This window comes from Halomonas sp. A11-A (assembly GCF_003182195.1).
Taxonomy (GTDB): Bacteria; Pseudomonadota; Gammaproteobacteria; order Pseudomonadales; family Halomonadaceae; genus Halomonas; species Halomonas alkalicola.
The window spans coordinates 88,580-108,613 of sequence record NZ_QGTM01000006.1; the positions used below are offsets into that span (position 1 = coordinate 88,580).

The 20,034-nt window shown below is 67.1% G+C and carries 23 protein-coding genes and 1 pseudogene; 19 read left to right on the plus strand and 5 right to left on the minus strand.

What is annotated here, in order from left to right:
* Positions 1-2: 2 nt before the first annotated feature.
* Entirely contained in the window at positions 3-779 is a 777-nt protein-coding gene (locus DER72_RS06695; protein WP_110069230.1) for an NRDE family protein, read from the minus strand.
* Between the two features lie 127 nt (positions 780-906).
* Between DER72_RS06695 and DER72_RS06700 the strand changes: the two genes are divergently transcribed.
* From DER72_RS06700 to DER72_RS06740, 9 genes are all read left to right on the plus strand, one after another.
* The gene (locus DER72_RS06700; RefSeq protein ID WP_146209037.1) at positions 907-1,917 is read left to right on the plus strand and encodes a response regulator; all 1,011 of its coding nucleotides are present in this window, start codon (positions 907-909) and stop codon (positions 1,915-1,917) included.
* 25 nt (positions 1,918-1,942) lie between these two features.
* Complete coding sequence (lgt, locus tag DER72_RS06705; protein ID WP_110069232.1) at positions 1,943-2,731, plus strand: prolipoprotein diacylglyceryl transferase; 789 nt, start codon at positions 1,943-1,945, stop codon at positions 2,729-2,731.
* Positions 2,732-2,798: 67 nt separating this feature from the next.
* The gene (locus DER72_RS06710; RefSeq protein WP_110069233.1) at positions 2,799-3,098 is read left to right on the plus strand and encodes a nucleotidyltransferase domain-containing protein; all 300 of its coding nucleotides are present in this window, start codon (positions 2,799-2,801) and stop codon (positions 3,096-3,098) included.
* Positions 3,095-3,637: a hypothetical protein gene (locus tag DER72_RS06715; RefSeq protein WP_110069234.1), complete on the plus strand. Its 543-nt coding sequence runs from the start codon at positions 3,095-3,097 to the stop codon at positions 3,635-3,637. The genes DER72_RS06710 and DER72_RS06715 overlap by 4 nt, the downstream gene beginning before the upstream one ends.
* A 44-nt stretch (positions 3,638-3,681) precedes the next feature.
* Positions 3,682-4,503, plus strand: a complete 822-nt coding sequence (locus tag DER72_RS06720; protein ID WP_110069235.1) for a thymidylate synthase — start codon at positions 3,682-3,684, stop codon at positions 4,501-4,503.
* Between the two features lie 29 nt (positions 4,504-4,532).
* Positions 4,533-5,063, plus strand: a complete 531-nt coding sequence (locus tag DER72_RS06725) for a dihydrofolate reductase (RefSeq protein WP_110069236.1) — start codon at positions 4,533-4,535, stop codon at positions 5,061-5,063.
* Positions 5,064-5,144: 81 nt separating this feature from the next.
* Positions 5,145-6,275, plus strand: coding sequence for a ProQ/FinO family protein (locus tag DER72_RS06730; RefSeq protein ID WP_258306227.1), 1,131 nt, complete (start codon positions 5,145-5,147; stop codon positions 6,273-6,275).
* A 357-nt stretch (positions 6,276-6,632) separates the two neighbouring features.
* On the plus strand, positions 6,633-7,733 hold the full coding sequence (locus DER72_RS06735; protein WP_181395613.1) for a porin: 1,101 nt from the start codon (positions 6,633-6,635) through the stop codon (positions 7,731-7,733).
* A gap of 275 nt (positions 7,734-8,008) precedes the next feature.
* On the plus strand, positions 8,009-9,982 hold the full coding sequence (locus DER72_RS06740) for a diguanylate cyclase domain-containing protein (protein WP_110069238.1): 1,974 nt from the start codon (positions 8,009-8,011) through the stop codon (positions 9,980-9,982).
* 17 nt (positions 9,983-9,999) lie between these two features.
* Here the strand turns inward: DER72_RS06740 and DER72_RS16245 are convergent, their stop codons facing one another.
* The gene (locus DER72_RS16245) at positions 10,000-10,170 is read right to left on the minus strand and encodes a tripartite tricarboxylate transporter permease (protein ID WP_258306231.1); all 171 of its coding nucleotides are present in this window, start codon (positions 10,168-10,170) and stop codon (positions 10,000-10,002) included.
* 149 nt (positions 10,171-10,319) lie between these two features.
* Between DER72_RS16245 and DER72_RS16650 the strand changes: the two are divergent.
* The 3 genes and pseudogenes from DER72_RS16650 to DER72_RS06760 form a co-directional block, all read left to right on the plus strand.
* Positions 10,320-10,640 (plus strand): annotated as a pseudogene (locus DER72_RS16650) (HDOD domain-containing protein); the annotation flags it as partial.
* Positions 10,641-10,657: 17 nt separating this feature from the next.
* Positions 10,658-10,840, plus strand: a complete 183-nt coding sequence (locus tag DER72_RS06755) for a diguanylate cyclase domain-containing protein (RefSeq protein WP_110069240.1) — start codon at positions 10,658-10,660, stop codon at positions 10,838-10,840.
* A gap of 166 nt (positions 10,841-11,006) precedes the next feature.
* On the plus strand, positions 11,007-12,707 hold the full coding sequence (locus DER72_RS06760; protein ID WP_181395615.1) for an EAL domain-containing protein: 1,701 nt from the start codon (positions 11,007-11,009) through the stop codon (positions 12,705-12,707).
* A gap of 37 nt (positions 12,708-12,744) precedes the next feature.
* Here the strand turns inward: DER72_RS06760 and DER72_RS06765 are convergent, their stop codons facing one another.
* The 3 genes from DER72_RS06765 to flgA all read right to left on the minus strand — a co-directional run bounded on the left by DER72_RS06765 (position 12,745) and on the right by flgA (position 14,305).
* Entirely contained in the window at positions 12,745-13,194 is a 450-nt protein-coding gene (locus DER72_RS06765) for a flagella synthesis protein FlgN (protein WP_110069242.1), read from the minus strand.
* Positions 13,191-13,481 carry a flagellar biosynthesis anti-sigma factor FlgM gene (gene flgM, locus DER72_RS06770; protein WP_110069243.1) on the minus strand — a complete coding sequence of 97 codons (291 nt, stop codon included), beginning with the start codon at positions 13,479-13,481 and terminating at the stop codon, positions 13,191-13,193. Before flgM ends, DER72_RS06765 begins: the two co-directional genes overlap by 4 nt.
* A gap of 137 nt (positions 13,482-13,618) precedes the next feature.
* Positions 13,619-14,305, minus strand: a complete 687-nt coding sequence (gene flgA, locus DER72_RS06775; RefSeq protein WP_110069244.1) for a flagellar basal body P-ring formation chaperone FlgA — start codon at positions 14,303-14,305, stop codon at positions 13,619-13,621.
* 167 nt (positions 14,306-14,472) lie between these two features.
* Between flgA and flgB the strand changes: the two genes are divergently transcribed.
* The 7 genes from flgB to DER72_RS06810 all read left to right on the plus strand — a co-directional run bounded on the left by flgB (position 14,473) and on the right by DER72_RS06810 (position 20,026).
* Positions 14,473-14,886, plus strand: coding sequence for a flagellar basal body rod protein FlgB (gene flgB, locus DER72_RS06780; protein WP_110069245.1), 414 nt, complete (start codon positions 14,473-14,475; stop codon positions 14,884-14,886).
* 29 nt (positions 14,887-14,915) lie between these two features.
* A complete protein-coding gene (flgC, locus tag DER72_RS06785; protein ID WP_110069246.1) occupies positions 14,916-15,323 on the plus strand; it encodes a flagellar basal body rod protein FlgC in 408 nt (135 codons plus the stop codon).
* A gap of 4 nt (positions 15,324-15,327) precedes the next feature.
* Positions 15,328-16,020, plus strand: coding sequence for a flagellar hook assembly protein FlgD (locus tag DER72_RS06790; RefSeq protein ID WP_110069247.1), 693 nt, complete (start codon positions 15,328-15,330; stop codon positions 16,018-16,020).
* Positions 16,021-16,105: 85 nt separating this feature from the next.
* Positions 16,106-17,680 carry a flagellar hook protein FlgE gene (locus tag DER72_RS06795; RefSeq protein WP_110069248.1) on the plus strand — a complete coding sequence of 525 codons (1,575 nt, stop codon included), beginning with the start codon at positions 16,106-16,108 and terminating at the stop codon, positions 17,678-17,680.
* Positions 17,681-17,700: 20 nt separating this feature from the next.
* Positions 17,701-18,459 carry a flagellar basal body rod protein FlgF gene (locus tag DER72_RS06800; protein ID WP_110069249.1) on the plus strand — a complete coding sequence of 253 codons (759 nt, stop codon included), beginning with the start codon at positions 17,701-17,703 and terminating at the stop codon, positions 18,457-18,459.
* Between the two features lie 59 nt (positions 18,460-18,518).
* Positions 18,519-19,301, plus strand: coding sequence for a flagellar basal-body rod protein FlgG (gene flgG, locus DER72_RS06805; protein ID WP_110069250.1), 783 nt, complete (start codon positions 18,519-18,521; stop codon positions 19,299-19,301).
* Between the two features lie 32 nt (positions 19,302-19,333).
* Positions 19,334-20,026 carry a flagellar basal body L-ring protein FlgH gene (locus DER72_RS06810; protein WP_375153266.1) on the plus strand — a complete coding sequence of 231 codons (693 nt, stop codon included), beginning with the start codon at positions 19,334-19,336 and terminating at the stop codon, positions 20,024-20,026.
* Positions 20,027-20,034 lie beyond the last annotated feature (8 nt).

Genomic DNA, 20,034 nt, shown 5'->3' on the forward strand with positions numbered 1-20,034 from the left:
GCCTAGCGGTGTAAACCCACCAGCCGCTCCACGCTCTCCCCTAGCGCCACGCCATGCGGCCCGAAGCGCCGCTCACCGATCTCGATGCGCCCGCTGGCATGCCAGCTCAGCCAGGTCATGGCGCGGGTGCCGTAGCGCTCGCCGACGATGAAGGGGGAGGAGAGCATCCGTTCCATCTCCAGGCCCACGCCGGTCTCCGGCAGCTGATCGTCATCGGCGGGGTGGCGGTCGCCCATGGCCGCCAGGGCATCCTCGGGCCAGCGGCCGTGGCGCAGGCTGGCGCCGAGCCCCTGGCGCACGCTGATCAGCTTGGGCCACGGGGTGTTGAGGCTGGCGTTGGAGAGCCCGTGCAGGCCCGGGGCGATCTCGCCCAGGTGGATGCCGTCCAGGCCGCGGTGCAGGTGCCACAGGCGCTCCCCGTCACCGGCCAGCAGGTTGAAGCCGGCGAAGCGGCTGGCCTCGCCGCCGGCGAGGCGGTCGAGCCAGGCGGGAAGGTCGGCGCAGGTGAGGGCGTCGCGCACCAGGTCGCCGCGGCTGGGCGCGTCGCCTGCCACCTTCAGGCGCGGGTCTCGCACATTGGTCACCGCCGCGAAGCGCCCGCGGCGGTGGACCGCCAGCCAGCTGCCGCCGGCCTCCAGGTCGCGGCCGCCGACGATGGCGGGGGCATCCGCCCAGCGGGCGAGGGGGGCGGCGGGGCGGGCGTGGAACTCGTCGCGGTTGGCGACCAGCCGCAGCGGCCACGCGCTGCCCGGACGGTGGTCGAAGGCAATCAGGCACATCCCACCAGCTTAGCGGCTCCCGCAGGGCGCGGGAAGCGTTGAGCCGGCCACCCGGGTGGGCGCCATGACAGCCGGCCGCCCCCGGCGTACACTCGTCCGTCAATCTCGTGACAAGCCAGGGATGACAATGCGAGTCGACAAGTGTCGCCCATGTCGGCGGCTTCCCCCCTACCTTCGCCTGGTGCTGCTGCTTCAGCTCGGCCTGCTGCTGGCGGGGCTGGCGCTGCTGCTGACAAGCGCACCCGGTGCCTGGCTGGCAGTGCTGCTGCTTGCCTCGACGCTCAACCTCGCCGCGGTGGCGGCCGGGTGCCTGCGCGAGCCTTCCCGCCATGCCGAGCCCGCGGCCGGCGCCCCGGCTCCCCTGACCCCTCCGCAGGCGGCACCTTCGGTGGAGCTTGTTGCCGCCGGCGAGGAGCAGCTTCGCCGCCGCCTGCAGACCCTGGAAGACGACCTGGCGCGTCGCGAGCAGCGCCTGGAGCGCCTGGCGGCGGGGCGCGATCGCGCCCGCGAGGAGTCGCGGCTCAAGTCCGACTACCTGACCCTGCTGGGCCGCGAGCTCCAGCCGCTGAAGGCCCGCCTGGATGCACTGCTGATGCCCCAGGGCGAGCAGCCCCCGGGCGGCCCGCCGCGCCGCGCCCTGGAGGAGCTGCGCGACAGGCTCGGCGATCTCGCGGTGCTGCTCGAGGATATCGCCGGCGAGGAGCCGGCCGCCACCGAAGCCTCGCCCGCCCACCGGGAGAGCCGGGTGCTGATCGTCGACGATGGCCCCGTCAACCTGATGCTGGCGCGCCAGGTGCTGGAGCGGGAGGGGCTCGTGGTGCGCACCGCCACCAGCGGCGCCGAGGCGCTGGCCAGCCTGGAGCAGCTCCCCTTCGACCTGGTGCTGATGGATATCTTCATGCCCGGCATGGACGGCATGGAGACCAGCCGCCGCTGGCGTGACGTCGAGGCCGCCCACTACCCCGATCACCGCAGCGTGCTGGTGGCGCTGACCGCCAACGCCAGCGTCGAGGATCGCCAGCGCTTCGCCGCGGCGGGCCTGGACGACTACCTGGCCAAGCCCTATCGCCCCCAGGAGCTGATCGCGCTGGTCAGGCGCTGGCTGCCGGCCCGCCCCGACGCCCTCGATACCCCCTGATCCCGTTTCCTCTCAAGGAGTCCCGATGCTCGACTACCCCGATATCGATCCCGTGGCCATCTCCCTCGGCCCCTTCCAGGTGCACTGGTATGGCCTGATGTACGTGGTGGGCTTCGTCGCCGCCTGGTGGCTCGGCCGTCGCCGCGCCGCGCGCGTCGGCCTGACCCACGACGACATCGGCGATCTGCTCTTCTATGCCGCCATCGGCGTGGTGGTGGGCGGGCGCCTGGGCTATGCGCTCTTCTACGGCATGGGCCAGTGGTTCAGCGATCCGCTGTGGATCTTCCGGGTCTGGGACGGCGGCATGAGCTTCCACGGCGGCCTGGCCGGCGTGCTGCTCGCCAGCTGGTGGTTCGCCAGGAAGAAGGGCCTGGCCTACTTCACCCTCACCGACTTCGTCGCCCCCCTGGTGCCCATCGGCCTGGGCGCCGGGCGCATCGGCAACTTCATCAATCGCGAGCTGCCGGGCCGCGTCACCGAGCTGCCCTGGGGCATGCCGTTCCCGGGCCTGGGGCCCGAGCCGCGCCACCCCTCGGCGCTCTACGAGGCGGTGCTGGAAGGGGCGGTGCTCTTCGTGGTGCTGTGGTTCGTCTCCGCGAAGCCCCGCGCCCGCGGCCTGATCTCCGGCCTCTTCCTGACCCTCTACGGGGTGTTCCGCTTCGCGGTGGAGTTCGTGCGCCTGCCCGATGCCCATATCGGCTTCATCGCCTTCGGCTGGGTGACCATGGGCATGTTGCTGACCCTGCCGATGATCGTCGCCGGCCTGGCGTTGATCGCCTGGTCGCGGAATCAGCCGGTGGATGCAAAAGTATGAGTGGTGAGTGGTGAGTGGTGAATCGTGAGTGATGCTCAGTAACGACGAGTGAGGCAGGAGGTGGAGTATGCGACTAACACCGGAGCAGGTTGCCATCATCAAGCAGGCCGCCGTTGAGGTCTTCGGTGATAGGGTCAGCGTGAAGCTCTTCGGCTCACGCCTGAATGATGCCGTGCGGGGCGGTGATATCGACCTGCTTGTAGAGAGCCCTGACATCATCGAGAGCAGGATGGACAAGATGCTGACCTTGACGGCGCGCCTGCAGCTTCGCCTCGGCGATCAGCCGATTGATATCTTGGTCGTTGATCCCGCCACGCCCTTGAACCCCGTGCATCGCCATGCCATTCAGACAGGTCGATCGCTATGAATGATGACCAGCAGCCGCTGCTTCCCATCGATCGTTTTCTCTGGACCCTCGATATCGTCCAGCGTGAGGGGAGGCATCTTCGCTACAGCTGGGAAAGCCTGTTCGCAAGCGGCAGTGATCTCGGGGCCGACTGGGTCGCTTCGCTCGAGCAACATCCCGAGGAGGCGATAAGGCTCGAGGCCTTCGTCTCCCGCTTCAGCCGCATGCAGGACACCATTGCCGATAAACTGATCCCTCGCTGGTTGCAGAGTCTTGCCGAGCGCACCGGCAGCCAGATCGAGAACCTAAATAGAGCCGAGCGATTGAGCGTGCTGGAGAGCACGGAAAGCTGGCTGGCGGCCCGCAAGCTTCGTAACCAGCTGGTTCACGAGTACATGCAGGACCCGGAGGCATTTGCCGCTGCGCTGGCCGCAGCCAGGGAGTACTCCCTGATGTTGATGGCAACCTATAACCGCATACGTGGCTTTGCCGAACAGCGCATGGCCCTCGAGTCGGAACTGCCCGAGTTCCTGGTGTTACCCGATCAACAACCGCAGTGAGATCCGGTAGACTCCCGTCCCCATCCAGCAACCAGAAGAACGCCGTGACCGACCAGACGCTACCCGCCCTCGAACAGCCCTACCTCGACCTGATGCGCCAGGTGCTCGACCACGGCGTGGAGCGCGGCGACCGCACCGGGGTGGGCACCCGCTCGATCTTCGGCCACCAGATGCGCTTCGACCTGGCCCGCGGCTTCCCGCTCTTGACCACCAAGAAGCTGCACACCCGCTCGATCTTCCACGAGCTGCTCTGGTTCCTGGCCGGCGACACCAATATCGCCTACCTCAAGGAGAACGGGGTGAGCATCTGGGACGAGTGGGCCGACGAGAAGGGCGATCTCGGCCCCGTCTACGGCTACCAGTGGCGCAGCTGGCCCGACCCCCGCGGCGGCCAGGTCGACCAGATCGCCACCCTGCTCGAGCAGCTGCGCGCAAGCCCCCAGTCCCGGCGGCTGATCGTCTCCGCCTGGAACCCGGCGCTGGTGGACGAGATGGCCCTGCCGCCGTGCCACTGCCTGTTCCAGTTCTACGTGGCCGAGGGGCGCCTCTCCTGCCAGCTCTACCAGCGCAGCGCCGACATCTTCCTGGGTGTGCCCTTCAATATCGCCAGCTACGCGCTGCTGACCCGGATGATCGCCCAGGTGGCGGGTCTCGAGCCGGGGGAGTTCATCCACACCCTGGGCGACGCCCACCTCTACCTGAACCACCTGGAGCAGGCCGAGCTCCAGCTCACCCGCGCCCCGCGCCCCGCGCCCCGCCTGGTGCTCGACCCGAGCGTCACGGACCTGTTCGACTTCCGCTTCGAGCACATTGCCATCGAGGGCTACGATCCTCATCCCCATATCAAGGCCGCCGTGGCGGTGTAGGCGTGACCGTACAAGAAGAGAGAGGCCCAATGAGCGAGACCCTGATTCCCGTGGCGATGATCGCCGCCATGGACCGCAACCGGGTGATCGGCGTGGACAACCAGCTGCCCTGGTACCTGCCCGAGGACCTCAAGTTCTTCAAGCGCATGACCCAGGCCAAGCCGCTGGTGATGGGCCGCAAGACCTTCCAGTCCATCGGCCGGCCGCTGCCCGGGCGGCTCAATATCGTGGTGACCCGCGACCCTGACTTTCACCACGACGGCATCCGCGTCTGCCACGACCTGGCCTCTGCCCTGGCCCTGGCCGACCAGCAGGCCACCATCGACGGCGTGGAGGAGATCATGGTGATGGGGGGCGCCGAGATCTACGCCCAGGCGCTGCCTTACGCCTCGCGCCTCTACCTGACCGAGGTGGCCATCGAGGTGGAGGGCGACGCCCGCTTCCCCGAGCTCGACCCCGCCGAGTGGGAAGCGCTTCAGCGCGTGCCCGGCAGCCCCGCCGAGGGCCAGCCCGCCTATGATTTCGTGGAGTATCGACGCCGCGAGTCTGTCGGTGCCTGACGACATTTGTCATGGGGCGGCATCTGGCACAGACTGGCCGGCACGGCCTCGCTGTCTGGCTCACGCGTGGAGGAGAACGGTTTGATCGAGGAACGCTCAATTCGCCTGCTGGATGCCCTGGAGGGGCGCACCGATACCCTGCTTGGCCTGCTGCAGCGGGAGCGCGACGCGCGCCTGGCCCTGAAACAGCGCCTGGCCGAGCAGGAGGCCGCCCATCAGGCACTCACCGAGAAGGCGCGTGAGCTGGAGGCCAGCTGCCTGGCGCTGGTCGAGGAGCGCCGCGAGCTGGTGGAGGAGTGTCGCGAACTCGACGAGCAGAACCGCGAGCTCGAGGAGCACAACCGCCGCCTCCACGAGCGCCTGAACAGCCAGGGAGAAGGGCAGGGCACCGGCTTCCCCCGGCCCGCCCGCCGCTCCCAGGGCCTCTCCGCGCTGATCGGCCGACCGGCCCCAGCCGCCCCGGAACCCGCTGGCGATGTCGCCACGGGGGCGGCCGATGCCGAGCCCACCGGCGCCCTCCCTGTGGGAGGCCGGCTTTGCCGGGCGAATGGCGGTGACGGCGAGGTGAATTCGGGCGCTTCCCTGGAGGAGCCCGCAGCGACGCCGGCTGCCACCACCACCACCGATGTAGGAGCCCGACTTGTCGGGCGATCGGCGGAGGCCACCGACGCCGCTGCGACCACCGACGCCCCCTCCCCCCAGGCGCTGCTCGCCGAGTGGTACCAGCGCTACCCCGGCGCCTTCTTCAAGGGCCACACCCGCCCGCTCAAGGTAGGGATCCACGAGGCCCTGGCCGAGCAGGAGCCCTGGCCTGAGAAGCTGGTGCGCCGGGCGCTCGCCTGTTACGTCAACCTGCCCCGCTATCTCAAGGCGGTGCGCGAGGGGGCCGAGCGCATCGGTCTGGATGGCAAGCCCGCCGGCCAGGTGGATGCCAAGGCCGCCGAGCACGCCAGGAAGAAGCTGGAGCGCCTGCAGGCCGAAGGCCGCGGCAAGGGTGGCGCGGTGCCGGGCCAGCCCCGGCGCGCCGCCGGCAAGGGCAAGCCCGGCCGTGGCAAGACAGCGGGCCGGGGAGCCGCCGGCAAGGGGCCGGCGAGCAAGGCACCCGCTGCCCAGGCGGTGCCCGGCGCCGAGCCTCCCCAGCCCAGCCGGTCGGCCCCCGCCACCATGGAGGAGAAGCTGGCGGCGCTGGTCGCCAAGCACCGCCAGCGCTGATCCTGCGGGCCCCGCGCCCGCTTGCCCTGGCCCCGCCCGCCCGGCATGATGTGTCGCGTCGCCCCGCGCAGCTGGGCGACCCGCTACGCAGGGGAGAGTTCCACGGGTAGGGTGCGCGACGAAGGAAAACAGTGTTTTTCTTGTTGCGTTACCTCGAATCCCGGTATAGAGTTCCTCTTGCGAGCATTGGACTATAACAAGGCGGTGCCGAGGTCATGCCACACCCGTTGCCATCTCTTCCCGTGAGGGAACACGGCAGCGAAGAAGAGCATGCCCGGCCATGCCGGCTGCAGCGCCCCCACCGGGCAGGCCTGCAGAGACGATCGAAACAGACTGCTAGTCAAAGGAACCTTCAAGATGAAAAAGACACTGTTAGCGACTGCTATCGCAGGTGCCATCGCCGCCTCCGGCATGGCCGCCACCAGCGCCCAGGCCGCCACCGTCTATGACCAGGATGGTAACCGTCTGGACGTTTACGGCCGTATCGTTTATGGCATCACCTCTGGTGGTACCGAGACAGATGATGGGGTGAAGTCAACTGGATCCGAGTTCGAGGACCTTGGTTCACGCTTCGGTTTCCGCGCCTACCATGACGTTACTGATGACATGACTGTCTATGCACGCCTTGAGCTGCGCGGTCGTGCCGATGCCAACAACCGTGACGGTTTCGACAACGTTCGTAACACCTATGTCGGCGTCAAGAGCAACACCTGGGGTGACGTGATGGTCGGTAACTTCGACAGCGTCTACTACCGCTCCGGTGATGTGATCTTCGATGTGCCGGAGAATGAAGGCTGGGCTCACCTGGGCGGCATCTCCCAAGGTAGCCGTGGTGATGCGATCTCCTACTCTACGCCGAACCTGGAAGGCTTCCGTGCCCACGTGCAGGCCAAGCACCTCTCTGGTAACGGGGCTGATGAAGGCGCTGGGGATAACAGTTCCACCTGGACCACCGCTGCTGCCGTTGATTACACCATCGACCGCCTCTATGTCTCTGTTGCCTATAACCAGGCCAAGGACGTTGCTGATCGCGGTGCAAGGTATGACGGTGGTAGCGGTAACCCGGCAGGTGAAGACCTGGTGGGTATCTTCGCCAGCTACCAGTTTACCCCGGCCTTCAGCGGACGTATCAAGTACGAGGAGGTGACTGATACCTTCTCTCAAGCGCGTCTAGAAGCAGATGGTGCGTACGATGCTTTGGAGAGCATCTTCGGTATCGGCGGCACCTTTGACTACGGCGCCGGTGAGATCTACGGTGACTACTACAACATCAGCATGGCTTGGGATGGTGCCTCCAGTCGTGACCAGTGGGTGCTGGGCGCCAACTATCGCTTCAGCAAGCCGATGTATGTCTTCGCCGAAGTCGTTGAGTTTGATGCCGACTACGACTCAGATACCGAGCTGGGCGATCTGGACGATGATCTCCTCGTCACCGTCGGTGTTCGTTACGACTTCTAAGTCGTAACCCAGCCTCGGTCGATCCTGCATCGACAACAGAAGCCGGCCCCTAGGGTCGGCTTTTCTGTGGTGTGCCAGGCATGGCGCGCAGCGCCTGACCGAGACTCCTTTCCTGTTCTCGCTGCCGCTTCCCGGCAGCGGCGGGCCTGCTACCAACGCCGACTCCCCCTTGCCCGGCATCCCGGGGTAAGCTCGCTTGGGTCAACGACCCGTTTGCAAGCCGTCGAGGATGAATGCATGACTCGCTCTGATCCCTTGCCAGCGCCGGAGGCCCCTTGGCCGGCTGGCTGAATCTCTCCCTTCGCCTGCGCCTGCTGCTGGGCGTCGGCCTCGGCTGGCTGGCGCTGGTGGTGGCGCTGCTGGGTTACAGTCGCCTGAGCGGCGAGAACCTGGCTCGTCACGAGAACCGTGTCCATCTGGAGTACGAGGCCCAGCTGGTGGCCGACCAGCTCACCCGTGAGCTGGTCGAGCGCAAGCGGGTGCTGGCGCGGCTGGCTGGCGACATCGATATCGCTGACCCCGGGCTCGAGTCGCTGCTGCGCACCCAGCAGCCGCTGCTGGCGCTCTTCGATCGGCTGATGGTGTTCGACGCCGAGGGCCACCCGGTGGCAGACTGGCCACCCTTCCCCGCGGGCGGGCCCGAGATCGGAGAGCGGCCCTACTTCCAGCACGTGAAGGCCTTTCGCCGCCCCTGGGTCAGCGAACCCTATCGCGGCGGGGAAACGGGCATCGACCAGGTCATGGTGATCCAGCCGCTGCTCGATGACCGCGGTGAGTTCCTGGGCATTCTCGGCGGCAATACCAGCCTGCGCGACGGCCAGGCCTATCTCAACCTGCGCGGTCGCCGCCTGGGCGAGGCGGGGCACGTGCTGCTGGCGACCGCCGAGGGCCAGGTGATCAGCCACCCCGATGAGGCCTGGCTGATGCAGGCGCTGCCCGGTGCCGGGACGCATCCCCTGGTCGACCAGGCCCTGCTGGGCTGGCAGGGCAGCGGGGAGGGGGTGACCCTCGACGGCCGCCCGGCGCTGGTCGCCTTTCGCCAGGTGTGGCCGGCGAACTGGGTAGTCGGTCTCTTTCTGCCGCTGGAGCAGCTTCAGGCGCCGATCCGCCGCTATGCCCGGGAGCTACGCTGGGTCGGCATCGGCAGCGTCGCACTGATGCTGCCGCTGCTGTGGTGGCTGCTGGGGCTGGGGCTGCGCCCGCTGCACCGGCTGGAGCGACAGATCGCTCTGGTGGGGCAGGGCAAGGTCCAGCGCCTGGAGCCGCGCACCGGCATGGTGGAGCTGCGTCAGGTTGCCGATGCCTTCAACCGCCTGGAGGCGAGACGGCGTCAGGCGATCGAGTCCCTGGAGTCCCGGGAGGCCTTCCTGGAGGCGGTGCTGGCCTCGTCGCCGGTCGGCATGTTCCTCACCGACCCCCAGGGGCAGGTCACCTACATCAACCCCGCTCTCACTCGACTCACCGGCATCGGCCTGGTGGAGTACAGCCCGCTGACCTGGCTGCGCCGCGTCCATCCCGAGGACCGCAGCGCCTTCCTGGCGGGTTGGCGCCAGGCGCTGCTGCCGGGCGGTGTCCTGACCCAGCTCTATCGCTTCCGCAGCGGCGAGGGCGAGTGGCGCTGGCTGGAGGTGCACGCCAACCGGGTCAGCGGTGGTGGCCGCGTGCTGGGCTATGTGGGCCTGGTGCAGGACATCACCGACCGCCACGAGCGCGAGCAGCGCCAGCTCTGGGAAGCGGAGCACGACCCCCTCACCGGCTGCCTCAACCGGCGCGGCTTCGCCCGCCGGCTGGCGGCGGCCTGCGCGCTGTCGCGGCGCAAGGCAGACCACGCCCTGGCGCTGGTGATGCTCGACCTGGACCACTTCAAGGAGGTCAACGACAGCGCCGGGCACGCGGTGGGCGACACCCTGCTGCAGCGGGTGGCCGAGGTGCTGCATGATACGGTGCGCGACGTGGATGCCGTGGCGCGCCTGGGTGGCGACGAATTCGCCATCCTGCTCGCCGAGGCCTCACGTGCGGTGGCGGGGGAGGTGGCCGAACGTGTGCGCCAGCGGCTGGCGGAGATCGACTTTCGCCATGGTGGCCGCCGCTTCGGGATCAGCGCCAGCGTGGGAGTGGCCCTGTTCAGTGAGGAGGATGACGACGTGAGCCTGATGGAGCGCGCCGATCAGGCCAGCTACCGGGCCAAGCAGGGCGGGCGCAACCGAGTGGTCATGGCGGATACCTGTCTGCCGCTGGATGATGACTGAGCGCTGGTGCGTCGCCCTCAGAACAGCATCGGGTTCGGGCCGCCGCGCCGCGCCATGGGGTAGCCGTCCATGATGGTGGCCTGGGAGCCCGAAGAGCCGGGAATGCCCATCAGCACCGAGGGAAAGTGTGCCTTGAACTCAGGAAGTTGATCAATATATAGCCAACTTCCAGCTCTGGGCGGCATCATCGCCACCCAACCTGCATCTGGGTGCTGCTGACCAACCCGATGCAACATCCGAGCTGGGCAGGTAAAGGGTGAACTGGGCGGCGTTTCGCGGCAGACTTCAGTGATATCTTATTCTTGCCCCGCACAGTGGTGAGCCAGCATGATCAGTTATGAACGCAGCGCCAGCCCCCCCGCTCGGCCTGCTCCCCTTGCCCGAGACACTTCGCGCCAGGCTTGCCGAGTGCGATAGCCTGCCCTCATTGCCTGCCGCCGCCGCACGCGTCCTGATGCTTGCCCGGCACCCCGATACCAGCCTGGTCGACTATGCCGAGGTGGTCGAGAAGGACCCGGCCCTGACTCTGCGGCTGCTGTCCCTGGCGAACAGCAGTTATTACTCCCGAGGCGGCGTCGAGTCGCACACCTGCCGTGAGGCGGTGTCCCGACTGGGCCTGGATACGACGCTTGCGGCCGTGATGAGTTTTGCGCTGACCCGGGTCAGCAGCTCGCCATGCGGCCCATGGCACATGCCGATGGCGTGCCGCTGCATGTCACGGTCTCCATCGGCATCGCCTGTCTGGACGATGCGGCGTTCTGCAGCGCGCGCGAACTGATCGATGCCGCCGACCAGAGCATGTACCGGGTCAAGCGGGAGGGCCGGGACGGTACGGCGACTTTTTTCGAGACCTCCTGAGCAGCGGCGGACCAGATGCCTCGGTGTCCGTGCCAGGTTCGTGGACAAGACGCGGACTGGTCGTGGGCTCAAGGTCCTCGAGGGCCGGCCGATATGTGCTTCAAGAGGAGTCCGCGATAATCTTAATCAAACTTCGGCACACCCCCGCCTGACTCGAGAGCGCCCTATGGCTATCCACGATAACGGATCTCCCCCCGGAGGGCGCCATGCCGAGCCGGCCCTGGTGCGCCATCCCGCGGCGCTTGCCACCCTTGCCTTCGAGAATGCCGAGGTGGGGCTCGCCATCATCGATGGCGGAGGCAAGCTGCTGGCCGTCAACTCCTTCTTCCGCGACCTGACGGGTATTCCGCCGGACCAGGCCCTGCCTGACGTGGACATTGGCCGGCTGATGCCGATCGGCTCGGCACTCTCTCTCCCACTAATGCCGTCGTCCCCGGGGCAGGGGGAGTGGCACGAGGTCTACCTGTCCGATGCCGAAGGGAACGAGGGGGAGCTTCTGCTCTCGGTGTCGGCCCTGGATGGCGATGGCAGCCGACTGCTGACGCTGGTGCCGCGAGGGCTGCTCACCGGCGGTCTACCCGCTCGGGATGCGCTGACCGGGCTGGGCTCGCCCAGCCTCTTCAAAGACCGGCTGGATCACGCCATAGCCCGCGCCGAGCGTCATGAGCGCCCCCTGGCCGTCCTGCTGGTAGCACTGGATCGCCCGCCTCGTCGCACCAGTCAGGTGCGCTGGCAGCTGCTGGAGCAGGTGGCCCGCCGGCTCAGGCGAGTGCTGCGCGAGGAAGACAGCCTGGCGCGGCTGGGCGATGGGCGCTGGGGGGTGATCATCGAGCACCCCATGACGCCCCAGAGCCTGCATGCCGTGGCGCTGCGCCTGCAAGAGGCCATGGATGCCCCCTTCGACCAGGAAGGTGGCAGCACCCTGTTGACGCTCTCTATCGGGATCGCTCGCTTTCCGGAGGATGCTGAGGACGGTGCGGCGCTGATGGAGGAGGCGGCGCTGGCGCTGGAGCAGTCGCGTCGCCTTGGGCCTGGCACCCACGCCTTTCGAGACCGCGGCCTGCGCAAGCACATCGAGGCGCGAGAGACACTTCTGGAGCAGCTCCAGGCGGCGCTGCTGTCGCCCACAGGCCATTTCCAGCTGGTGTTTCAGCCCCAGTGTGATGCCAGGACCGGTCGCTGGGCGGGGCTCGAGGCCCTGGTGCGTTGGCCGCGGCCGCGGCATGGCATGGCCTATCCCGGCGAGTTGCTGCCCGCGGTAAGGGAGCTGGGCGGGCAGGTGCGCCTGGATCGCTGGGTACTGGGGCAGGTGATCGCACTCAGGGCCGCCTGGCAGGCATCGGGGGTGGGGCTGGCGTCGCTGCCGCTGAGCGTGAACCTGATGGCGGAGACCCTGGAACAGGAGGTGTTCGATGGCTGTCCGCTGGACCACTTCCTCAAGCGCTATCCCCAGCCGCTGACGGGGCTCTGCCTGGAGCTTCCTGCCGCGGCTCTCGATGGGCTCGGCGAGAATCGCCGGCACCTACTGAAGCGGCTGCAGCGAATGGGCGTCACCCTGGTGGCGGATGGTCTGGGGACGGCGCCGGTCTCGCTGGTTGCCCTGCCTGCTCTTGGGGTAAGCGGTGCCAAGCTGGCACCCGCCATGATGGCCGAAATGGACCAGAGCAGGCTGGTTCGCCAGGGGGCGCGTGGGCTGATCGCGGGGCTCCATGAGCTGGGGCTTGCCACGGTGGCGGTGGGCGTCGAGACATCCGAGCAGTTCGAGCGGGTCAAGCGGCTTGGGGTGGCGGGAGTCCAGGGGTGCTACCTCTGTCCGCCGCTCACCGCCGATGAACTGACGGCCAGGTGGGGGCAGGATCAGCCTTGATGCCTGCGCGGGTGGTCATGCGGGCAGCCGGTGGGCGTCAGGCCGATGTGTTCAGCCTTGCCGGCTGGCGGCCGGTGCGGCCGCTGGGCTCGTAGAGCGTCTTGTCGGCGATCTGGTGGATGAAATCCAGCATCTTCTGGTTGTGCGAGGCGCGCATCTGCAAAAGCTCGCCCGCCAGGTCATTCAGGCGAGCCGTACGCTCGGTGGCCGCCAGGCAGGCCTCCCACTCTTCCAAGCAGCCGGCCTCCTCGGCGGCGGTGCGGGCACCCGCCGGCCCTTCGGCGTAGCCCAGGCGCGCCTGGACCTGCCGACGCAGCGTCTCCATGCGTTCCATCTCGGCCAGCAGCTCCTGCTTGCGCCGGGCGAGCTGTGCCAGCGCATCGCCATCGACCTGGCTTGCCGTGAGCTGCTCCAGCTCATGTTCGAGAAGCTGGGTCAGGGTGTTCAAGCGTCCCCGCTGGTCGGAGAGCAGGCGCGCCAGGCTCATGCCTTGTCGTGCCCCAGCAGCTCGCGCACGTTGGCGATCAGGCCATCGGCGATGCGCTCGGCGTGGATCTCGAGCCGGCCTTCCCTAATGGCCTCGCGAATCTCGGCGACGCGGGCGGCGTCGATGTCCTGGCTGGCATTGGCGGCACCATGGCTGAGGTGCGTTCTGGCCGCCGGTTCGGCGTCATGGGCCGCAGGCTGCTGGCTGGCGCCCTTGACCTTCTGAGCCTCGTCACGCCCAGGCGTCTGGCCGGTGCGGATCAGCGGGTTCTGGTTGTCAATTTTCAAGATGGTTGCCTCTTGACCGTATGCCGTTCAGGGAGTGCTTGTCCCTGTTATCGGCAGGTCGTCGAAAGACTTTAGGCATGAAGGAAGTCGCCACGACGGCGGCCCCGGAGATTCCCGAGAGGCTAGCGGAGTGTTCGCTACAAGTCCACGGCAAGCCGGCCCTCGCCGACGACGCGGGCCTGGATGATCTCCCGCTGGCCGAAGCGCACCCGAATGGTCGCTCCCAGGGCGCCGGGCTCCATGGCTTCTCCTTCCCGTATCACTCGGAAGTTGGCGCCGCCGGCTTCGACCGCCACCGTCTGGCCCCGTTCCACCAGGGCTCTTGCCTGGAAGAACTGGGCTTGCAGGGGCGAGCCCGCACGGATGCTGCGACGGGCCTGGTGTCCCAGCAGTGAAGATGCGTCGCGCACGGTCTGTCGAGGCAGCGCGGCCAGGTTGCCGTGGCGCTGCTCGAGGTGGTCCTGGGTCAGCACCGTACCCGGCGCGATATCGACCGCGGCCACCGGGTAGCTGGCGATCACGCCCACCTCCGCCTGCAGGTAGCGCACCTGGCGGCCGTCCTCGCCGCAGCGAACTCCCACCGAGATTCTCCCCGCCACCGGCGCATCGGGCCGGGCCAGAAACGGCTCGGGCGACTCACAGGGCGGCAGGTGTGCCGATGGCGGATTCACCTCGATCATCACCTCGTCGGCCTCGGCCTGCTCATACAGGAACGCCTGCACCCGATGGATCAGCGCATCGTGCGGATCGCTGGCGGCCATGGTGGGGGCCGCCAGCAGCCAGATGCTCAGCAGCAGGAGCGGCATGACACGGGGGTGGGGCATGGTGACTCTCTGAGGCGGGTAGGGGGCTATCGCCATTTTAGGACCCATGCGCTTCGGGCATTCGCGGAAATGGGTATGGAAGAGAGGGCTGTTTGGGGCTTTGGGGTGACGGCAGGCTGGCTATTCTCCATCGTCAACCCATTCCCCCTAGCCGAGGATGCGCCGGGATGATCGACCAGCTCGAGGCCGCCTTTCACTACCACCAGCAGGCGCTGGGCCTGCGCCAGCAGCGCCACAAGGTGCTGGCCAGCAATATCGCCAACGCCGATACGCCCGGCTACAAGGCGCGGGACCTGGACTTTGCCAGCGAGCTGAAGAAGGCCGTCGGCAAGGGCGGGGCCAGCGGCCAGGGGCTCAGCCTTGCGCGCACCTCGGAGCGGCACATTGCCGGCCAGGGGGCGTCGAGCGCCCAGTCCGGACTGCTCTACCGGGTGCCGGACCAGCCGAGCCTGGACGGCAATACCGTGGACATGGATCGCGAGCGCACCGCCTTTGCCGATAACTCGGTGCGCTACCAGGCGGGCCTGACCATCCTCAACCGCCGCATCCAGGGCCTCAAGAACGCGATGCAGCCCGAGTAAGGGCGGCCTGACTAAAAAGGAGCACCTCGATGTCGATGTTTTCCGTGTTCGATATAGCCGGCTCGGCCATGAGCGCCCAGTCCCAGCGCATGAACGTGACGGCCAGCAACCTGGCCAACGCCGACAGCGTCGCGGGCCCGGATGGCGAGGCCTACCGCGCCAAGCAGGTGCTCTTCGAGAGCCGGGCCAGCCAGGCTCATGGCATCGGCGGCGTCGGCGTGCGCCAGGTGGTGGAAGACCCCTCGCCCATGCGCCTGGAGTACCGCCCGGACCACCCGCTGGCCAACGAGGAGGGCTACGTGACCATGCCCAACGTCGAGCCGGTGCATGAGATGGTCAACATGATCTCCGCCTCGCGCTCCTACCAGGCCAACATCGAGGTGATGAACACCAGCAAGCAGATGATGCTCAAGACCCTGACGCTGGGGGAGGGCTGATCCGATGACGAGCCCGATCGGTAGCAATGTGCTGAGCAGCGTCAACGCCGGCGGTGCGCCCGGCATGGACAGCCGCCAGTCCGATGAGCTGCGCAACAACTTCATGACGCTGCTGATTACGCAGCTTCAGAATCAGGACCCGCTCAACCCGCTGGAGAATAACGAGCTGACCTCCCAGCTGGCGCAGATCAACACCGTCAGCGGCATCGAGCAGCTCAACAAGACCATGGAGGGAATCACCTCCCAGATCACCGCGGGGCAGACCATGCAGGCCGCCGCCCTGATCGGCCAGGGGGTGCTGGTGCCGGGGGATCGGGTGCTGCTGGATCGCGATGCCGAGGGCAATGTGCACACCACCCCCTTCGGCTTCGATCTGGCGAGCTCCGCCGAGAGCGTCAAGGTCACCATCGTGGGTGGCGATGGCCAGGTGATCAATCGCTACGACCTGGGGGCGATAGGCGCTGGGGTCGACTCCTTCACCTGGGACGGCAAGACCAGCCAGGGCGAGACCGCCGTGCCGGGTGCCTATCGTGTGCGCATCGAGGCGTCCAGCAACGACAGGCCCGTCGCCGTGGAGGCGCTCAACTATGCGGTAGTGGGGGGCGTTACGCCGCCCGATGACAAGGGCGGGGTGCGCCTCGATCTAGGGGCCGTCTACGGCCAGGTGACCCTGAACCAGGTCCGCCAGATTCTCTGACTCTCGACTGATTTGCGCGGGCCGCTTGGCGGCCAGGCCACGAACGCCACTAGGCCATGAACGTCACTAGGCAAAGGAACACGACATGAGCTTCTCTCAAGCACTCTCCGGCCTCAACGCCCAGCAGCAGAAACTGGGCGTGCTGGGCAACAACATCGCCAACTCCCAGACCGTGGGCTTCAAGAGCTCCGGCGTGCAGTTCGCCGATGTCTTCGCCAACTCCCAAGTTGGGCTTGGTACTCGAGTCTCGGCGGTGCTGCAGAACTTCAGCGAGGGCAACATCGAGTCCACCAACCGCAACCTCGACCTGGCGATCAGCGGCACCGGCTTCTATCGCTTCGAGCAGGGCGGCGAGGTGGTCTACTCCCGCAATGGCCAGCTCTCCCTGACCACCGATGGCTTGCTGCAGAATGCCCAGGGCGCCAACCTGATGGGCTACGGCCTGAATGCCCAGGGTCAGGTGCAGGTCGGCGGCCAGCCCCAGGTGCTGCAGGTGAACGCCGAGGATATGCCGGCCAGCGCTACCACCAACGTGGCCACGACGTTCAACCTGGACTCACGCATGGGGGCGGACGGGGGGCGAAGCATTGCGGAAGTGATCAACAGTACGACCGGTGCTTCCGAAGAGATCGCCTACCACTACTCCAACAATTTCACCGTCTATGACTCTCTCGGTAACCCGGTAAATGCCACCGTCTACTACGAGAAGGTGGGCGCCCCCGGGAACCAGAACGTCTGGCAGGCGAAGGTGGCCGCCGATGGCGAGTACTCCCAGGAGAATGACTTCCTGATGGAGTTCAACGCCAACGGCACCCTGATTGGACTGCGCGATCTGACCGATGAGTATCGTAACGCCATTCCCGCCCTGGAAGCTCGCGAGTCGGAGCTGGCAGCCGCAGAGCGTCAACTCGAGGTAGCCGAGGAAACACTGGTAAGCGCCGAAGCCACCTTCGCTAATGCTGAAGCTGAGCGGCAAGCACTTGAGGATAGTGGACTGGCGGCAGGTGACTCTGAATACGATGATGCAGTGGCCGCACGCGATGCCGCTGCACTGGCCCGTGACAATGCGAAGGCCTTGCGTGATGCTGCTCAGACTGACCGCGATACCGCCATGGGGAATCGTGACGATGCCGAGGCGGTGCTAGTCGCAGCCTATAACGGACTGCCTGCTGGCCAGCAGAAGGCCATGACCTTTGACGTGGACAGTGGCGCGGAGGAGCTGACCTTCAACTTTAACCCCGCTGGCTCCACCCAGTTCGGCAACACCTCCACCACGAACTCGCTGACCCAGAACGGTTTCACGTCCGGCACCCTGGTGGGCATCACCATCGAGGATGATGGCACCATCATGCGCAACTACTCCAACGAACAGTCGCGCCCGTCGGGGCAGATCGCGCTGGCTAACTTCCGCAATCCGGAGGGGCTGAACCCGGTAGGCGACAACGTCTGGGCCGCGACCCAGGCGTCCGGCCAGGAGCTGGTGGGTGCCCCGGGTACCGGCCAGCTGGGGCTGATTGTCTCCGGCGCCATCGAAACCTCCAACGTGGATATGGCCCGCGAGCTTGTCGACATGATCGTCGCCCAGCGCGCCTATCAAGCCAACTCCCAGACCATCAAGACCCAGGACGAGCTCCTGCAGACCGCCATCAACCTGCGCTAAGCGCCGCCGGAGCCTGACCGATGGATCGCATCCTCTACACCGCCATGAGCGGCGCCAAGCAGACCATGGACCGCCAGGCCGTGGTCAGCCACAACCTGGCCAACGTCGATACCGCCGGCTTCCGCAGCCAGCTCCACGCCATGCGGGCGGTGCCGGTGCAGGGGGAGGCCGCTCACGCCACCCGCACCTCGGTGGCCGCCAGCACCCCGGGCAGCGACTTCAGCCCGGGCCCGATGGCCACCACCGGCCGTGAGCTGGACGTGGCGGTGCAGGGGCAGGGCTGGATCGCCGTGCAGGCCCCGGACGGCGGCGAGGCCTACACCCGCCGCGGCGACCTCCAGGTTGATGGCGACGGCGTGCTGATGATCACCGGCAAGCCGGTGATCGGTGAGGGCGGGCCGATCATCGTGCCGCTTGGCTCCCAGCTCTCCGTAGGTGCCGATGGCACCTTGAGTGCCATCGGCGAAGGCCAGGGCCCCGAAGCCCTGGTCGACGTCGGCAGAATCAAGCTCGTCACCCCGGGCGCGACTGGCCTCGTGCGCGGCGAGGATGGGCTCTTCCGCCCCGGCCCCAATGCCGAGGGCGAGATCGCCGCGCTGCCCCAGGATGAGGATGTGCGCGTGGTGAGCGGCGTGCTGGAGGGCAGCAACGTCAGCGCCATCGACGCCATGGTGTCGATGATCAACGTCGCCCGCCACTACGAGATGCAGATGAAGGTTATCAGCACCGCCGACGAGAACGCACAGCGGGCCAATGGCCTGCTTTCTTTACAGGGCTGAGGGCTCTCCTTGCAGGGCTAATGGCTCTCTTCAGGGCTTAAGGCTCAAGGATAACGATCATGATCAAGTCACTCTGGACCGCCAAGACCGGCCTGGAATCCCAGCAGGTCAAGCTGGACGTCATCTCCAACAACCTGGCCAACGTCAGCACCAACGGCTTCAAGCGCAGCCGTGCGGTGTTCGAAGACCTGCTCTACCAGAACCTGCGCCAGCCTGGCGCCCAGAACGACGTGCAGAACCGCCTGCCCTCCGGCATGCAGGTCGGTACCGGCGTACGTCCGGTGGCCACCGAGCGCCTGCACACCCAGGGCGGGCTTGAGAACACCGGCAACTCCCGGGACCTCGCCATTAACGGCAACGGCTTCTTCCAAGTGCTGATGCCCGACGGCACCACCGCCTACACCCGCGACGGCAGCTTCCAGCTCGACGAGAACGGCCAGATGGTTACCGCCAACGGCTATCCGCTGGAGCCGGCCATCATCATCCCCGACAACGCCCTGTCGATCTCCATCGGCGAGGACGGCATCGTCTCGGTGCGCCAGCCCGGGGTGACCCAGTCCCTGGAGGTGGGCCAGATCAGCATCTCCACCTTCGTCAACGCCACGGGCCTTGAGAGCATCGGCGGCAACCTCTACCTGGAGACCACCTCCTCCGGCCCGCGCAACGAGACCATGCCGGGCATGAACGGCGCCGGGCGTCTCTTCCAGGGCTATGTGGAGACCTCCAACGTCAACGTGGTGGAGGAGATGGTGAACATGATCCAGACCCAGCGCGCCTACGAGATCAACAGCAAGGCGGTGCAGACCAGCGACGAGATGCTGGCCCGCCTGAGCCAGCTGTAACCGGTCGTGAACGGGTGAGCGAGATGATGAAGATGGCTTCGAGCGTGCGCCGTGGGGCGATGCTGATGGTGGCATTGGCCCTGCTGACGATGGCGGGCTGTGCCCAGGTGCCGCGGGCCTCGGTGGTGGGGGAGCAGGAGCAGATCAATATCACGCCGCCGCCCCCGCCCATGGCCAACGGCTCCATCTATCAGGCGCATCGTGGCTCCCAGCCGCTGTTCGAGGATCGCCGGCCGCGCATGGTGGGGGACATCCTCACCATCGTGCTGGATGAACAGGTCAGCGCCAGCAAGAACTCCCAGTCGAACATGAGCCGCAACGGCTCGGCGGGGCTCGATCTGTCGGCGCTGCCCGATGTGCTGGAGCGCCTGGCTGAGCAAGGCATCGATCTGTCCGGCACTCTGGGTGGCAACAGCAGCTTCAATGGCGGCGGCGGCTCCCAGGCCAGCAACAGCATGACCGGCACCATCACCGTCTCGGTGCTGGAGGTGATGCACAACGGCAACCTGCGGGTGCGCGGCGAGAAGCAGATCGGCATCAACCAGGGGGTCGAGTTCATCCGCTTCTCCGGGGTCATCAACCCGCACACCATCAGCGGTCAGAATACCGTGCCCTCCACCTCCGTCGCCGATGCGCGCATCGAGTATGTGGGTAACGGCTATATCAGCGAGGCACAGCACATGGGCTGGCTGCAGCGCTTCTTCCTCAATATTTCGCCGTTCTAGGGGGCAGT

Coding starts and splice junctions, on each gene's coding strand:
- flgA (WP_110069244.1), bottom strand. CDS start 14,305: ATGCCCCACCCCCGTGTCATGCCGCTCCTGCTGCTGAGCATCTGGCTG.
- DER72_RS06800 (WP_110069249.1), top strand. CDS start 17,701: ATGGATCGCATCCTCTACACCGCCATGAGCGGCGCCAAGCAGACCATG.
- DER72_RS06760 (WP_181395615.1), top strand. CDS start 11,007: ATGGCTATCCACGATAACGGATCTCCCCCCGGAGGGCGCCATGCCGAG.
- DER72_RS06700 (WP_146209037.1), top strand. CDS start 907: ATGCGAGTCGACAAGTGTCGCCCATGTCGGCGGCTTCCCCCCTACCTT.
- DER72_RS06810 (WP_375153266.1), top strand. CDS start 19,334: ATGGCTTCGAGCGTGCGCCGTGGGGCGATGCTGATGGTGGCATTGGCC.
- DER72_RS06735 (WP_181395613.1), top strand. CDS start 6,633: ATGAAAAAGACACTGTTAGCGACTGCTATCGCAGGTGCCATCGCCGCC.
- DER72_RS06695 (WP_110069230.1), bottom strand. CDS start 779: ATGTGCCTGATTGCCTTCGACCACCGTCCGGGCAGCGCGTGGCCGCTG.
- DER72_RS06725 (WP_110069236.1), top strand. CDS start 4,533: ATGAGCGAGACCCTGATTCCCGTGGCGATGATCGCCGCCATGGACCGC.
- flgG (WP_110069250.1), top strand. CDS start 18,519: ATGATCAAGTCACTCTGGACCGCCAAGACCGGCCTGGAATCCCAGCAG.
- lgt (WP_110069232.1), top strand. CDS start 1,943: ATGCTCGACTACCCCGATATCGATCCCGTGGCCATCTCCCTCGGCCCC.
- flgB (WP_110069245.1), top strand. CDS start 14,473: ATGATCGACCAGCTCGAGGCCGCCTTTCACTACCACCAGCAGGCGCTG.
- DER72_RS06755 (WP_110069240.1), top strand. CDS start 10,658: ATGCGGCCCATGGCACATGCCGATGGCGTGCCGCTGCATGTCACGGTC.
- DER72_RS16245 (WP_258306231.1), bottom strand. CDS start 10,170: ATGATGCCGCCCAGAGCTGGAAGTTGGCTATATATTGATCAACTTCCT.
- DER72_RS06715 (WP_110069234.1), top strand. CDS start 3,095: ATGAATGATGACCAGCAGCCGCTGCTTCCCATCGATCGTTTTCTCTGG.
- DER72_RS06710 (WP_110069233.1), top strand. CDS start 2,799: ATGCGACTAACACCGGAGCAGGTTGCCATCATCAAGCAGGCCGCCGTT.
- DER72_RS06790 (WP_110069247.1), top strand. CDS start 15,328: ATGACGAGCCCGATCGGTAGCAATGTGCTGAGCAGCGTCAACGCCGGC.
- flgC (WP_110069246.1), top strand. CDS start 14,916: ATGTCGATGTTTTCCGTGTTCGATATAGCCGGCTCGGCCATGAGCGCC.
- DER72_RS06765 (WP_110069242.1), bottom strand. CDS start 13,194: ATGAGCCTGGCGCGCCTGCTCTCCGACCAGCGGGGACGCTTGAACACC.
- DER72_RS06795 (WP_110069248.1), top strand. CDS start 16,106: ATGAGCTTCTCTCAAGCACTCTCCGGCCTCAACGCCCAGCAGCAGAAA.